This is a genomic window from Alkalihalobacillus phoenicis (assembly GCF_047302405.1).
GTDB lineage: Bacteria > Bacillota > Bacilli > Bacillales > Bacillaceae_D > Alkalihalobacillus.
Genome location: NZ_CP154853.1, coordinates 2,415,857 through 2,430,001 on the forward strand (window position 1 = coordinate 2,415,857; position 14,145 = coordinate 2,430,001).

At 37.9% G+C, this 14,145-nt stretch carries 12 protein-coding genes, 1 other RNA gene, 1 riboswitch and 1 other annotated feature; of the genes, 2 read left to right on the forward strand and 11 right to left on the reverse strand.

The genetic code is table 11. From position 1 onward, the window contains the following. Positions 1-5: 5 nt before the first annotated feature. From AA0017_RS11610 to AA0017_RS11620, 3 genes are all read right to left on the reverse strand, one after another. A complete protein-coding gene (locus AA0017_RS11610) occupies positions 6-977 on the reverse strand; it encodes a branched-chain amino acid ABC transporter permease (RefSeq protein ID WP_413382246.1) in 972 nt (323 codons plus the stop codon). After that, positions 978-1,844, reverse strand: a complete 867-nt coding sequence (locus AA0017_RS11615) for a branched-chain amino acid ABC transporter permease (RefSeq protein WP_413382249.1) — start codon at positions 1,842-1,844, stop codon at positions 978-980. A gap of 84 nt (positions 1,845-1,928) precedes the next feature. Beyond that, positions 1,929-3,164, reverse strand: coding sequence for an ABC transporter substrate-binding protein (locus AA0017_RS11620; protein ID WP_413382252.1), 1,236 nt, complete (start codon positions 3,162-3,164; stop codon positions 1,929-1,931). Positions 3,165-3,447: 283 nt separating this feature from the next. Here AA0017_RS11620 and AA0017_RS11625 point away from each other — a divergent pair, with 283 nt between their 5' ends. Beyond that, positions 3,448-4,407: an MBL fold metallo-hydrolase gene (locus AA0017_RS11625; RefSeq protein ID WP_413382256.1), complete on the forward strand. Its 960-nt coding sequence runs from the start codon at positions 3,448-3,450 to the stop codon at positions 4,405-4,407. 232 nt (positions 4,408-4,639) lie between these two features. Here AA0017_RS11625 and ssrS read toward each other — a convergent pair. Then, positions 4,640-4,820, reverse strand: a non-coding RNA gene (gene ssrS, locus AA0017_RS11630) — 6S RNA. Between the two features lie 165 nt (positions 4,821-4,985). Between ssrS and AA0017_RS11635 the strand changes: the two genes are divergently transcribed. Continuing rightward, on the forward strand, positions 4,986-5,288 hold the full coding sequence (locus AA0017_RS11635) for a hypothetical protein (protein WP_413382259.1): 303 nt from the start codon (positions 4,986-4,988) through the stop codon (positions 5,286-5,288). Here AA0017_RS11635 and AA0017_RS11640 read toward each other — a convergent pair. The 7 genes from AA0017_RS11640 to AA0017_RS11670 all read right to left on the reverse strand — a co-directional run bounded on the left by AA0017_RS11640 (position 5,259) and on the right by AA0017_RS11670 (position 14,143). Next, positions 5,259-6,488 carry a homoserine dehydrogenase gene (locus AA0017_RS11640; RefSeq protein ID WP_413382261.1) on the reverse strand — a complete coding sequence of 410 codons (1,230 nt, stop codon included), beginning with the start codon at positions 6,486-6,488 and terminating at the stop codon, positions 5,259-5,261. The genes AA0017_RS11635 and AA0017_RS11640 overlap by 30 nt on opposite strands. Positions 6,489-6,566: 78 nt before the next feature. Then, a riboswitch (SAM riboswitch) is annotated at positions 6,567-6,682 on the reverse strand. 67 nt (positions 6,683-6,749) lie between these two features. Beyond that, complete coding sequence (gene aspS / locus AA0017_RS11645) at positions 6,750-8,531, reverse strand: aspartate--tRNA ligase (RefSeq protein ID WP_413382264.1); 1,782 nt, start codon at positions 8,529-8,531, stop codon at positions 6,750-6,752. 2 nt (positions 8,532-8,533) lie between these two features. Next, positions 8,534-9,814, reverse strand: a complete 1,281-nt coding sequence (gene hisS, locus AA0017_RS11650; protein ID WP_413382267.1) for a histidine--tRNA ligase — start codon at positions 9,812-9,814, stop codon at positions 8,534-8,536. A 77-nt stretch (positions 9,815-9,891) separates the two neighbouring features. Next, positions 9,892-10,126 (reverse strand) — a binding site (T-box leader). Between the two features lie 56 nt (positions 10,127-10,182). Beyond that, positions 10,183-10,359, reverse strand: a complete 177-nt coding sequence (locus AA0017_RS11655) for a hypothetical protein (protein WP_413382270.1) — start codon at positions 10,357-10,359, stop codon at positions 10,183-10,185. A 236-nt stretch (positions 10,360-10,595) separates the two neighbouring features. Beyond that, positions 10,596-11,042 carry a D-aminoacyl-tRNA deacylase gene (dtd, locus tag AA0017_RS11660; RefSeq protein ID WP_413382273.1) on the reverse strand — a complete coding sequence of 149 codons (447 nt, stop codon included), beginning with the start codon at positions 11,040-11,042 and terminating at the stop codon, positions 10,596-10,598. A 23-nt stretch (positions 11,043-11,065) separates the two neighbouring features. After that, positions 11,066-13,252, reverse strand: a complete 2,187-nt coding sequence (locus AA0017_RS11665) for a RelA/SpoT family protein (protein WP_413382276.1) — start codon at positions 13,250-13,252, stop codon at positions 11,066-11,068. Positions 13,253-13,624: 372 nt separating this feature from the next. Further along, positions 13,625-14,143 carry an adenine phosphoribosyltransferase gene (locus AA0017_RS11670; protein WP_413382279.1) on the reverse strand — a complete coding sequence of 173 codons (519 nt, stop codon included), beginning with the start codon at positions 14,141-14,143 and terminating at the stop codon, positions 13,625-13,627. Positions 14,144-14,145: the final 2 nt, after the last annotated feature.

A 14,145-nucleotide genomic window follows, 5' to 3' on the forward strand; every position in this document is an offset into this window, starting at 1 on the left:
AAATGTTAAGCGGCTTCTGATTTATTATCTGACTTACTCTGCCCTTTATTTTTCATAAACAAATGATAAATAGATTGACCAATACCTACTAATCCTTTTGGAAAGAAAATAACAAAAATGATAAAGGTTGCCCCGATTATTAACATCCATGAATTTGTGTATGAACTAATAACCGTTTCCATCGTCACAATCAAAGCGGCACCAAGAACAGGTCCAAGCATTGTACCTGATCCCCCTATTAAAACCATAATGAGAACAGCACCTGACATCGTCCAATACACATCGCTCGGAGCTATAAATCCGTTAAAAAATGTATATAATGAGCCGGCTAAACCACCGATTGCACCAGCAATAATAAACGCAAAGTATTTATATAAGCTAGTATTATAGCCCATTGATTTGACTCGAGTTTCATTTTCACGTATACCAATCAACACTTGGCCAAATGGCGATTGAACAAACAGGCGTAAACCAAAATAAGCGAGCATAAAGACTGCGAGAATGAGATAGAAAATGAGAACCGGATTCCCAAATTGAAAATCGCCAATACTTGCCCTCGGAATGCCTGCTAATCCATTTGAACCACCTGTTAACGTCGTCGATTGATAAACAAACGAATAAATCATTTGCGAAAAAGCGAGCGTCAGCATTAGAAAATAAAATCCACTTACTTTCATACAAAAGATTCCGATAACGGCTGCGACAATAAGAGAACAAATAATAGCTAAACCAATGGTTACAAATAAATTACTCGATAGGTTTTGTGCGGTTAATGCTGCCGTATATGCTCCAACTCCAAAAAAAGCAGCATGACCTAAAGAAACGAGACCCGTATAACCTACGAGGATGTTTAAACTTAAAGCAAAAATGGCTAAAATTAAAATTTCTGAAAGAAGATTAATATGAAACAACGATAAAACAAACGGCGCTAAACCTAATAAAACAAGAACAGCCACAAAGGAAACGAATGTTTTCATTTAGGCCACCTTCTTTCCTAATAATCCATTTGGTTTGACGACTAAAACAACCGCCATTAAGCCAAAAATGAGAAACATACTAAGTTCAGGGAATAAAAACCGGCTAAAAGTTTCAACAATGCCGACAAGTATACTTGCTACAAGTGTACCCGCAATTGAACCAAGCCCACCAATAACTAACACAACTAAAGCTAAAATAAGTGTTTGGAACTCCATACTAGGATAAATGCCTAAAATGGGGGCTGCTACAACACCGCCAAAACCTGCTAACAGTCCTCCAATCACAAAGACAACCGTAAATACTAGCTTAATATTGACACCTAATGCCCCAACCATATCCTTATCACTTAAGCCAGCACGGATAATCGCTCCCCACCTTGTTCGGCTCTGGATATACCATAAAATAGCAGCGATTAATATTCCGACAAGAATAACGACTAAACGATAAACTGGAAAAACCTGATTAAACAACGAGATTGAACCAGAAAAAACTTCCGGTACAACAATCGTTAAGACATTCGATCCCCATATAATAGAGGCGATATCATGGAAAACATACGCTAAACCAAACGTAAGCAATACTTGAGACAGGTGACCGAGTTGATACGTTGGGCGCAGTAAAACTCGTTCCACGACCAATGCAATTAAAGCAACAATTAGAGGGGCGATAATGAGTGCCAACCAAAAACTTTGCGAAAAGGTTGCGGTTAAGGAATAAGCGATATAAGCACCAAACATATACAAGGATCCATGTGCTAAATTCAAAACCCCTAATATTCCAAAAACCAAGGAAAGTCCACAAGTAATAATAAATAACAACAGTCCGTATGATAATCCATTCACTAACTGTGCTCCGATAATATCCACATCAATACCCCTCTCTATCTATTGATCAAGCATTTACTAGCTGGGGGCAAGACTCGCCCCCACCGATACTACCATTTTGAACACTTATTCCCCCGGATCTTGGACAGACTCCACGGTTTCCAATATTTTATTTTCTGTTCTGTCGCCCTCGACTACTGTTTCCGTAATATAAAGGTTTTGAATAATGTGATGAGTGTCCTGATCAAACTTGATTGGTCCTCGTGGGCTAACAAATTCAACTTCTGAAATTGCCTCAACGATTTTGTCTGGATCTTTTACATCACCATCAAGAGCCGTTATAGCTTCAACAATGATCCTTGCTGCATCATAGCCTTCTAATGATTCAATGGTTGGTCGACGGTCATAAGCTTCTTCATAAGCTGTCACAAACTCTTGGTTTTCTGCTGTTTCTAAATTGTAGTCCCAAAAAGTAGAGACAAAAGCCCCTTCAGCTGCCATTCCAATCGACTCTCGTAAATCTTCAGCAACAAGCCAACCTGAACCAATTAAAGGAAAACGTTCCTTTAAACCGTATTGTTCATATTGTTGAACAAATCGCACCGCATCACTTCCTGCAAAAAATCCATAAACTCCATCTGCTTCCGCTGAACCAATCGTTGTTAAATAAGAGGCATAATCATTATTCCCTAGTGGCGGATACACTTCACCAACGATTTCACCCCCGGCCGCTTCATAAGCCTCTTTAAATGCAGCCGATACTTCGCGCCCAAATGCATAATCCGCAGCAGCCATATAAATCTTTTCACCAATATTCTCGTAAGCCCATGCCCCCATTGAATGACCTATTTGCCATGAGGAAAACGAAGAGCGCCAAATATAATCACTTCTTTGAGCTCTTGTTAAATCATTCCCCCCCGCATGAGAAGCCAAATATGGTAACTGATTTGAATCTACTTCATCACGGACCGCATAAGCGACTGCTGTACTAACCGCACCTGTCAATATATCAATCTGATCTTGATCCATTAATTTTCGTAGCCTTCTTAAAGCTACTTGAGGATCTGCTTCCGTGTCCTCCTCAATCATTTCAATCTTCACACCCGCAGCTTCCCAATCTACTTCATCAAAATACAGTTTCATTCCATCAGATAAATCCTTTCCAAGCGAAGCGTAGACACCCGAGAAAGGTAAAATACTTCCAATCTTAACAACTTCTTGCTCATCCGTTTCTTCATTTGAACCATTATTACTTGGCTGTTCATTCGAAGAACCAGTACTTTGAATTGCACTATTACCACAGGCCATTAGAAAGAATACCAAAAGAAACATTGTGACAAATAAAATCGGTGACTTTTTCATTATTAAAATCCTCCCTTTTCATGAATACGCTTTCAAAAATCAAGTCTTGATTAAAGTTCTGTATCTGAATTTTATAATATATCTAAACATTCTGAATTTCAATAGCTTTTTTAAACTTTCGTTGCAAAAATAAAACATTTATTTCTTAAATTGATTTTTATTAAGTTGTCCTTTACTATAAAAGATAAGTATTTTCTGTATTTTTCCTATTTTGAATCATTACGAATAATAAATTTTCGTGTTTATTACATAATGAATTACCCGCTAAAAAAAAGGAGGTACAATGAAAAAATATCAAATTTTTCCAATTGAAATAAAACATCCATCCAATTTAAAATCGATTAATTTCTACCTTGTGAAAACAGAACGTTCACTCTTACTTATTGATGCAGGCTTTAATGCTCCCAGTTTTGTTGAACATTTTGAAAAGAATTTACATCAGTATGGCTTTTCATTGAACGATCTAACAGCTATTCTTTTAACCCATCACCATATCGATCATGTTGGGTTGGTTAATTATATTGCTAAAACGAATGCCATTCCTATTTATGTTCATCCTGAAGCTTTTCCAAGATTAAAAAGAGAGCCTCGTTTTTTGCAACGCCGTATTCAATTCTTTAAAGAACTTTATCAAGAAATGGGTTGTGGTTTAGCTGGAGAAAACCAAGTGAGCTATTTAAAAGAGTCCCTTGTCAAAAACCAAGCAAATGCCATTCAAGCAGATTTAACTCGGATGCCAGATCAATATGAAGGGTTTGAAGTTATTGATTTTCCTGGACACTCTCCGGATCAAGTCGCTTTTTATAAAAGGGATGAGGAAGTATTATTTGGAGGAGATTTATTAATTGAGCATATATCGAGTAATGCGATTGTTGAGCCTAATTTAGACGGAGAGAAGATACTGACGCTTGTCGAGCATAAACATTCTTTAGAAAAATGTTTGCAGTTGCCTTTAAAAAAGGTTTACTCTGGTCATGGCTCAATAATTACGAACCCGCATGACCTTATTAGGCAACGTATCACTGGAATCGACCAAAAAGCAAATAGATTATTAGAATATATAAAAGTAGGAGTGAACACCGGAAATGCCCTTGCCTTAGAGATGTATGAGCACCGCTACTCCTCCCAGTTTTCACTCGTAATGTCTGAAATCATTGGGCACTTAGATTATTTAGAGAATAACGATCAAGTCGTTAAAAAGAAACAAAATGGTGTTTGGAACTATTTTATTCAAAATGGATAAGGCACAAAAATTAATAGCTCGTCCAAAAGAGACATAAAAATGCCAGCGAATAATTCCAGCTCCATTTTTCACCAATTAAAAAAGCACATGAAGCTATGTAACTTCTTGTGCTTGTTCATATTTCGAGACTTTCAAGACTTGCCCAACAATCCGCAAACAAAAAAACTATCCCATTTTGGTACTATTCCTCCCAAAAAAGATAGCTTATATCTCTATCATCATTATGTAGGACAGAAATCCCGTGTATGCCGTATTCAACTAAAGCTTTGAACCTGCTCCAGCAGGTGGGTGCCCTGTGCTTTTCTTCTTAAGTCCTAATCGTTTAGGCTTGTAATCCAAAAAGCAACATATATGCTCCCGATCAAAAAACGTTGGCTCAAAACGTTTAAAGATAACGAACATCACAGGATTTCTGTTTCTTAATGCTTATTATACAGCGCAAGCTCCATTCATTCAATGATTTTTTTAATATTCAAACTATTATCCTATTTGGAACACTTGCTTTTGCTATGGTACAGTATTATTAGCAAAACAAGGAAGATTCAACCTATTTTAATTCTAAGGAAGTGAATGAAGAGATGGAACCACTAGCCAAGCAACGATGTATTCAAATTAAACAAGAGATTGGTTTAATCGAAAAAAAAATCGTTGAAACCTCCTTTGATCTCCTGATAAATAAGGACTCCATTATCGCAAAAAATGAACGATTTCCGATTAAATCGATTTTAGATATTTCCTACCGATTAAAAGAAGAGAAGGCGATCGGTTATTTATATTTACACACAACACAAGGTGTACGGACCTTCCATATTCGTTCAGAACCTCATTTATTTATTGATGTATTTAAAAAATTAAGAAGTGAGACGGCTGAGTTCGAGTGAGCGATTCATATGAATATTATCAAGTGAGCCTTCTATTTTGATCACCTGAACCGACTCATGTTTGAATTCAGGTTGCCCTGTCACGATAACTGTCTCTCCATCTGGACTTTTTTCTCTGTAAATAATTTTAGCTTCTGGATGGAGTAACTCCTCGATTTGAAGGTCAGTCGGATTAGAATTAAAAACAAGTGATGTACTATCTTCTCTAACCTCTAATACAGGAGAGCCATTCCAGCCGCTTCTATGTCCTCGAAAATCGGTATGAAAAAGAAAATCCTCAATCATGCTATTTGCCGTGGCTTCCTTTCCAGCACCTGGTCCAGTAAAGGTTAATTCCCCAATTGTTGGCCCTTGTACTTTAACTGCGTTAGTCACCCCAGAAATTTTTGAAAACGCCTCTTCTTCTGTAAAAAAAACAGGAGCTACTTCGGCCTTTATTTCACCCGAAAACAACGTTGCTTCCCCGACTATTTTTAATGTTAAACCAAGCCGTTCCGCTAATTCTATTTGCCAATCTTTCATCTCATCCATTCCTCTTCTTGTCACATTCTCACGGTTGATCCAAAACCCGAAACAACATTTTGCTAAAATTCGAATTTTATATGAAGCATCATACCCTTCTATATCATCGGTCGGGTCACTTTCAGCGTAACCAAGCTCTTGAGCCGCCTTTAGTGCCTCTGCAAAGGACAAGCCTTTTTCTTTCATTTCTGTCAAAATATAATTCGTTGTCCCGTTCAAGATTCCACTCACTTTTGTGACAAGTGTCGTTGTTAGTAATCCTTTTATCACATTAATAATTGGAATTCCTCCTGCAACAGCGGCTTCATAACCGTAATAAGTCTGATTTCGTGTCGCAATATCTTCTAAAAGTTCCCCGTATTCAGCTACAAGTTGTTTATTCGCGGTAATCACAGGTGTCCCTTTTTCTAAAAAATATTCCGTATAGGAGAAGGCCGGTTCAAGTCCACCAATCGCTTCAAAAATAATGTCATAATCACATTTTTGGCAAAATTCAGTCCAATCATTTGTTATCACTGTGGCATGTTCATTCTCTACGTACTGATTTCTATTTTTAATCAAAATTCCTTCGATTGTAATCTCCTGACCAAATTTTGCTTGTAGTTGTTCTCTTGTCGCCTCAATTCGGTCTGCAACTCCTTTTCCTACTGTGCCAAAACCAATTAACCCTATTTTCATCTTCCTGGCCCCTCTCTCACAAATACTCGCTTAATAAGTAAAAAAACCTTTCCAATAAGGAAAGGTTTTTTTGGCCTTTTCTTATCTTTCAGAATGACTAGCATCCTGCTGAATGTAGCACCTTTATTTGCTTGGCACGCAAATAGGTTGCCGGGCTTCTTCGGGTCAGTCCCCTCCGCCACTCTAGATAAGTTTAATTGTCGTTTTAAAGTTATTACGATTATAAAGGAAAAGAATTTAGTTTGTCAATCCAATTTTTCCCTAAAGTACCTTTTCCGTTTTTTTCGCAATCACAGATAAATTTAGATCAAGTAACTGCTCAAGACTTACATGACTTGGAGCATTTGTTAATAAGTCACTTGCACTAGCTGTTTTCGGGAAGGCAATCGTATCACGTAAATTATGACGCCCTGCAAGCAGCATAACAAATCGGTCTAACCCAAGAGCAATTCCACCATGTGGAGGTGTTCCATATTCAAACGCTTCTAATAAGAATCCGAACTCTTCTTTTGCCCCTTCTGGTGTAAACCCAAGAGCATTAAACATTTTTTCTTGGACATCACGTTGATAAATACGTTGTGAACCTCCACCTAACTCATAACCATTCAATACTAAATCATAAGCATCGGCACGGACATTTGCTGGGTCTGTCGCAAGCAATTCCATGTCTTCTTTTTTCGGGCTTGTGAACGGATGGTGAAGTGCAACAAAACGTTTCGCATCTTCATCAAATTCAACAAGTGGGAAGTCGACTACCCATAGGAAGTTGTATTTTGATTCATCAATTAAGTTAAACTGCTTACCAAATTTTAAACGAAGTGCACCTAAACTATCGAACACAACTTGTTTTTTATCTGCCCCAAAAAATAATAAATCGCCGACTTTCGCATTCATCGTTTCCATTAATGCTGAAGTCTGTTCATCCGTAAAGAATTTAGCAATTGGTCCTTTTAATCCTTCTTCTTCTACTTTTAACCAAGCAAGACCTTTTGCTCCATATTGTTTAACAAAGTCCGTTAAAGCATCAATTTCTTTACGCGAAAACTTATCCGCTCCACCTTCAAGATTAAGTCCTTTAACCGTTCCACCAGTTGTTAAAGCAGATTTAAACACTTTAAATTCCGTGTCCTTTAATGCTTCTGTTAAATCAATTAACTCCATCCCAAAGCGCGTGTCTGGTTTATCTAATCCATAACGATTCATTGCATCGTCATACGTTAAACGAGGGAATGGTAACGTCACGTCCAAACCTTTCACTTCTTTCATGACTTTCGCCATCATTGTTTCTGTTATCGCTAGCAATTCTTCTTTATCCATAAATGAAGTTTCAATATCAATTTGTGTAAATTCTGGCTGACGGTCTGCACGTAAATCCTCGTCACGGAAACAGCGAACAATTTGATAATAACGCTCAAAACCGGACACCATTAATAGCTGTTTAAAAATTTGCGGTGATTGTGGCAATGCGTAAAACTCACCAGGATGAACACGACTAGGAACTAAATAGTCACGAGCTCCTTCAGGTGTGCTTTTAGTCAGCATCGGTGTTTCGATTTCCATAAATGTTTGTTCATCTAAAAAGTTACGAATCAATTTTGTCGTTTGGTGACGTAGTTTAAATGTTTCTTGCATGTCTGGACGACGTAGGTCAAGGTAACGATATTTTAAACGGATGTCCTCAGAAGCGTCTGTGTTTGCTTCAATTTGAAATGGTAGTGATTTTGATGCATTTAAAATTTGAACACTTTGTGCATGCACTTCAATTTTGCCTGTTGCAATCTTTTCATTAATCGTATTTTCATTTCTCGCAACAACAGTTCCTTCCACTTCAAGTACATATTCATTACGAGCACGTTCAGCAATCGCAAGTGCCTCACTGTTAATTTCTTGACTGAATACAACTTGAACGAGTCCAGAACAATCGCGAATATCAAGGAAAACTACCTGCCCTAAGTCACGACGTTTTTGAACCCAGCCTCTAAGTAAAACCTTCTCTCCTACTTTTGTTTCATCAATAGTGCCACTATGTGTGCGTACAGTCATCTCTATTTTCCTCCCTGAATATGTTTCTCTATATATAAAGTTAGTTTGTCTAATTCTACTTGTTCTTGAGCGCCGGTTTCCATATTTTTCACATTAATGATGTTATTAGCTAATTCATCATCCCCAAGTACAGCGGTGAAAGCTGCTTGCAAACGGTCAGCCGCTTTAAATTGTGCCTTCATCTTTTTATCTAAATAATCCTTATCCACTTTAATACCAGCAGCTCGTAATTGTTCTAACAGTTCAACTGATTTTAGCTTTGCCTTATCACCTAATGTGACAAGATAACAATCAAGCTTTTGGGCTACTTCTGGTACTTTGTTTTGGCCTTTTAATGCCATAATTAAACGCTCGATACTAAAGGCAAAGCCAATTCCTGGTGTAGACGGGCCACCTAAGCTTTCTACAAGCCCATTATAGCGTCCACCTCCACAAAGGGTCGTAATCGCTCCAAATCCTTCACCTTCAGCCATTAATTCAAAAGCCGTATGGTTATAGTAATCAAGACCACGTACTAACGTTGGATCGACTTCATAAGGAAGTTCAATCGCATCTAAATAGCTTTTGACTTGTTCAAAATATTGACTTGATTCTTCATTTAAATAATCTAAAATCGACGGGGCTGAATCCATCAACGGGTTAGCCGCATCCTTTTTACAATCTAAAATTCTCAATGGATTTTTCTCTAATCGACCTTGGCAATCTGAGCAAAATTCAGAAATGCTCGGTTTAAAATGATCGATTAATGCTTGACGGTGCGCTGTACGACTCTCTGAATCCCCTAGACTATTCACCACAAGCTTTAAATTCGAAACACCAAGTTCTTTATAAATTCTCATCACCAAGCTTAAAACCTCTGCATCAATCGCTGGGTCAGCACTCCCTAAAGCCTCAACCCCAAATTGAACAAATTGACGCATCCGACCTGCTTGCGGTCGTTCATAACGAAACATGGGGCCTGTATAATATAATTTTGTTGGTTGATTTGCTTGACCGTATAATTTATTTTCTACAAATGAACGAACAACTCCAGCAGTTCCCTCAGGTCGTAGAGTCAAATTACGCTCTCCCCGATCCGTGAACGTATACATTTCTTTTTGGACGATGTCTGTCGTATCCCCTACACCTCTTTGGAATAATTCCGTATGTTCAAAGATTGGTGTTCTAATTTCTTGATAATTATAACGTTCACACACTTTTTTTGCCGTTTCCTCGATATGTTGCCAAATTTCAATATCGCCTGGCAAAATGTCCTGTGTTCCGCGTGGAATTTGAATATTCATCTCATTTCCTCCTACATTGCTTGCTTCTCTTTTGTTTTAAAAAAATAAAAAACTCCCGTCCCTGATGATCTTAAATCATCAGGGACGAGAGTTGAATTCCCGTGGTGCCACCCTAATTGAAGCTAAAACTCGCTTCCTCTTTCAAGTAGTTAACGCCTACTTACGTCTTCCCCTACTAAGAAAAAAAATCGTTTCAGAAAAACTCCTCCAAGGTGTTCATTCATCAAGGCAAATTTGGAGGGCTCTCAGCCACGACCTCTCCTCTCTTTTAAATTCGGGATCTTGATTACTATTCCTCTTCAATGGAATGGTTAATATTCATAATATTGATTTCTATCATACGAATGAATCGGGACGATGTCAATAGTTTAATTTCTCATTAGCTTCTGTTTTAAAATTTTTATTTCCCTTAAGGAAACCCCAAATTCATGTGCTAATTCAAAATTCGTCTGTAAAGCTTCCTTCTCAATAAAGTTATGATAATCGACATGAAAAATCGGTTGTGCCTGTTGTAGATGCATTTGATGGTTTTGACTTGCACGCATATGAAATCGTCTCCTTTTTAAACGTTTTCCATAGCATCTCCAAAAATGCATACTTTCACACATTTCTCAAAAAGAAAACTTACAGATTAGTCATAAAAAATTATGGCATTAGGTCAAGACACACATTATTCATTCCCTAAATTGGTTCCTTGGTCACTTATCATTGTACTTCCTCTTTTATAACAATGGATAAAAAAGAGCGTCACCGTATAATTAGGCGACGTTCCGTTCTATTTTTAAGTCGTTGGACTTTCTAATATTAATGTGACCGGCCCATCATTTACAAGCGCAACATCCATCATTTCTCCAAAAATCCCTGTTTCAACCTTCAAACCTTTTTGACGAAGTTTTTCATTAAATTGATCATACAACTCTTCCGCGATATCTGGTTTAGCAGCTGACATAAAGTTCGGTCTTCTCCCTTTTCTCGTATCGCCATAAAGCGTAAATTGTGAAATCGATAAGATATCGCCACCGACTTGGAGGAGTGATTCATTCATTTTGCCGGCCTCATCTTCAAAAATACGAAGATGGATAATCTTTTCTACTAAATAGTCTAAATCAGCTTCAGTATCCTCATGAGTTATACCAACTAAAAGCATATAACCTTTCCCAATTTGACCTACAATTTCACCATTGACAGTTACAGATGATTCCTTCACACGTTGTAAGACGACTTTCACTTTTCCAACACCCCTACTACCCATTAATGCATGATTCTACGGACTGAATAAATATCTTTAATCTGCTTTATTTTATCAACGACCTTCTGTAAATGATCAACATTACGAATTAATATCGTCATATGAATCGTCGCCACTTTATTTCTATGATCCGAGCGACCTGAAACCGCATGAATGGAAGTTCTTGATTCTGTAACTGCGTGAAGGACTTCATTTAACATGCCATTACGGTCAAAGCCTGTAATTTCGATATCAACATTATACGACTTTGATTGACTGACATTCCCTTCCCATTCAACCGGTAGGAGTCTGGATTCAAGGTCATCGCTTTGCATATTTGAACAATCGGCTCTATGAATCGATACCCCTCGTCCCTTCGTAATATATCCTACAATTTCATCACCAGGGACCGGGTTACAGCAGCGTGATAAACGAATTAATAAATTATCGACACCTTTGACACGAACACCCGAATTCATTTTCTTTTTAGGAGTAAATGAAGGCACTTCAGATAGAGCTTCCGCTAATGATTGCTCTTCATTTTCTTGATCCAACTGCTTACGTAATTTTTCGGTTAATCGATTGACGATTTGTTTCGCACTAATGCCACCATAACCAACCGCCGCAAACATATCTTCTTCTCCCGCAAAGCTGAATTTATTTGCCACTTCTAAAACATTATCATGAGTTAATACTTCTTTTGGTTCAAACTCAAGAGCTTTAATTTCTCGCTCAATCGTCTCTTTTCCTTTAATAATATTATCTTCCCGACGTTCTTTTTTGAACCATTGTTTAATCTTATTTCTAGCATGAGAGGATTGGGCAATTTTAATCCAATCCTGGCTTGGCCCATAGGAATGTTTGGATGTCATCACATCGACAATATCACCCGTTTTCAACTCATGATCCAACGTAACCATTTTGCCATTCACCTTGGCCCCGATACATCGATTCCCTATTTCACTATGAATTCGATAAGCAAAATCTAAAGGCACTGATCCCCGCGGTAGCTCAATCACATCACCTTTTGGTGTAAAAACAAAGACCATATCAGAAAAAAGGTCCATTTTTAAGGATTCCATAAATTCTTGTGCATCATTTGTATCGTTTTGAGACTCAATCACATCACGGAACCAACTAAGCTTATCTTCAAACGTATCTGACTTAGGATCAACCGCTTTTCCCTCTTTATAAGCCCAGTGAGCAGCAACCCCAAATTCCGCCACGCGGTGCATTTCATCTGTTCGGATTTGTACTTCTAACGGATCACCATGCGGTCCAACGACCGTTGTGTGTAAAGACTGGTACATATTCGCTTTTGGCATAGCGATATAGTCTTTGAAACGACCAGGCATCGGCTTCCATAATGTATGGATCACTCCTAATACTGCATAACAATCCTTAATATTTTTGACGATAATCCTAACCGCAAGCAAATCATAAATTTCATTAAACTGCTTATTTTGTAAAATCATTTTACGATAGATGCTATAAATATGCTTTGGACGCCCAGACATCTCTGCATCAATATAAACATCTTTCAAATCCCCGCCGATTCGTTCCATTACATCCGATAAATATTCCTCGCGCTCAGCCCGTTTTTTCTTCATCAAATTAACGATTCGATAATATTGCTGCGGATCTAAATAACGTAAAGCCGTATCCTCTAGCTCCCATTTAATCGTCGAAATCCCGAGACGATGAGCAAGTGGGGCAAAGATTTCTAATGTTTCATTGGAAGTCACTCTTTGCTTCTCAGGCGGCATATACTTGAGCGTTCTCATATTATGCAATCGGTCGGCTAATTTAATCATAATGACACGAATATCTTTTGCCATCGCGATCAACATTTTGCGATGATTTTCTGCCTGCTGTTCTTCCTTTGACTTATATTTAAACTTTTTCAGCTTTGTAACACCATCAACAAGCATCGCAACTTGTCCATTAAACGCTTCTTCAATATCCTCAATCTTGACATCTGTATCTTCAACGACATCATGAAGAAAGGCAGCGGCAACCGTGTTCGGGTCAAGCTGTAACTCAATAATAATACCGGCAACTTGTATGGGGTGTAAAATATATGGTTCACCCGATTTTCGATATTGTCCGGAATGGGCTTTTTCTGCATAGAGATAAGCCTTTTGTAAAAAAGCGACGTCCTTCTCCCCGAGATATTGACTCGCTTTTTCTAACACTTGATCTATTGTCATGGAATCACCTGTTTGATTCAATATTTCTTCTATTATCTTTAAGTTTAACAGCTATGTAAAGAGAAAGAAAAGAATTTTGTCGGATTCAATCAAAAATGATATAAAAAGTAGAACAAATATGGACATTGTGGAAAAATCAAGGATATCTTTAGGAAGAAAATAGAAATAAGATTATGGTGAGGTGCGTTTGGTGGTGTTCCTTTCTCTTTTTTTACATCATTACCGACCAAACGATTTTTGACGGCTTTCCTCGTTTTTTTCACAACATACCCTACCAAATGACAACGGTCATCGTTTCTTCGCCCATATCAAAAAAACAGCCGTAAAGAGTTAATGAAACCCTAACGACTGTTCTTACTTGGTGTTTTGTTTTTATTTATCGTATGTTGTTAATGAGAAGAGATCGTAGCCATTTAAACGCTCGCGGCCGTCTAAATATCCTAATTCCACTAGAAAGGCAATGCCGACAACGATTCCGCCTAGTTCTTCCACCATTTTAATTGTTGCTTCGATTGTTCCACCTGTTGCTAATAAGTCATCAGCGATTAAAACACGTTGTCCTTTTTGGATCGCATCGCGGTGGATCGTTAATGAGTCTTTGCCATATTCAAGACCATAATCTACAGAAATAACCTCTCGCGGTAACTTTCCTTTTTTACGGACGGGCACAAATCCTTTTTCTAAAGAATAAGCGATTGGACATCCGACAACGAAACCACGAGCTTCTGGGCCAATGATAATGTCAGCTTCTTTATCCTTTGCATAGTTTGCCATTTCATTGATTGCTGCACGATATACTTCACCGTTTTGCATAAGTGTCGTAATATCGATAAAGCTAATTCCTTCTTTTGGGTAATCTTCTACAGTTGTTAAATGCTGTTTAAAATCCATTT

Coding starts and splice junctions, on each gene's coding strand:
- hisS (WP_413382267.1), bottom strand. CDS start 9,814: ATGAATATTCAAATTCCACGCGGAACACAGGACATTTTGCCAGGCGAT.
- AA0017_RS11610 (WP_413382246.1), bottom strand. CDS start 977: ATGAAAACATTCGTTTCCTTTGTGGCTGTTCTTGTTTTATTAGGTTTA.
- aspS (WP_413382264.1), bottom strand. CDS start 8,531: ATGACTGTACGCACACATAGTGGCACTATTGATGAAACAAAAGTAGGA.
- AA0017_RS11640 (WP_413382261.1), bottom strand. CDS start 6,488: ATGAAAATAGGGTTAATTGGTTTTGGCACAGTAGGAAAAGGAGTTGCA.
- AA0017_RS11665 (WP_413382276.1), bottom strand. CDS start 13,252: ATGACAATAGATCAAGTGTTAGAAAAAGCGAGTCAATATCTCGGGGAG.
- AA0017_RS11625 (WP_413382256.1), top strand. CDS start 3,448: ATGAAAAAATATCAAATTTTTCCAATTGAAATAAAACATCCATCCAAT.
- AA0017_RS11670 (WP_413382279.1), bottom strand. CDS start 14,143: ATGGATTTTAAACAGCATTTAACAACTGTAGAAGATTACCCAAAAGAA.
- AA0017_RS11620 (WP_413382252.1), bottom strand. CDS start 3,164: ATGAAAAAGTCACCGATTTTATTTGTCACAATGTTTCTTTTGGTATTC.
- AA0017_RS11655 (WP_413382270.1), bottom strand. CDS start 10,359: ATGCGTGCAAGTCAAAACCATCAAATGCATCTACAACAGGCACAACCG.
- AA0017_RS11635 (WP_413382259.1), top strand. CDS start 4,986: ATGGAACCACTAGCCAAGCAACGATGTATTCAAATTAAACAAGAGATT.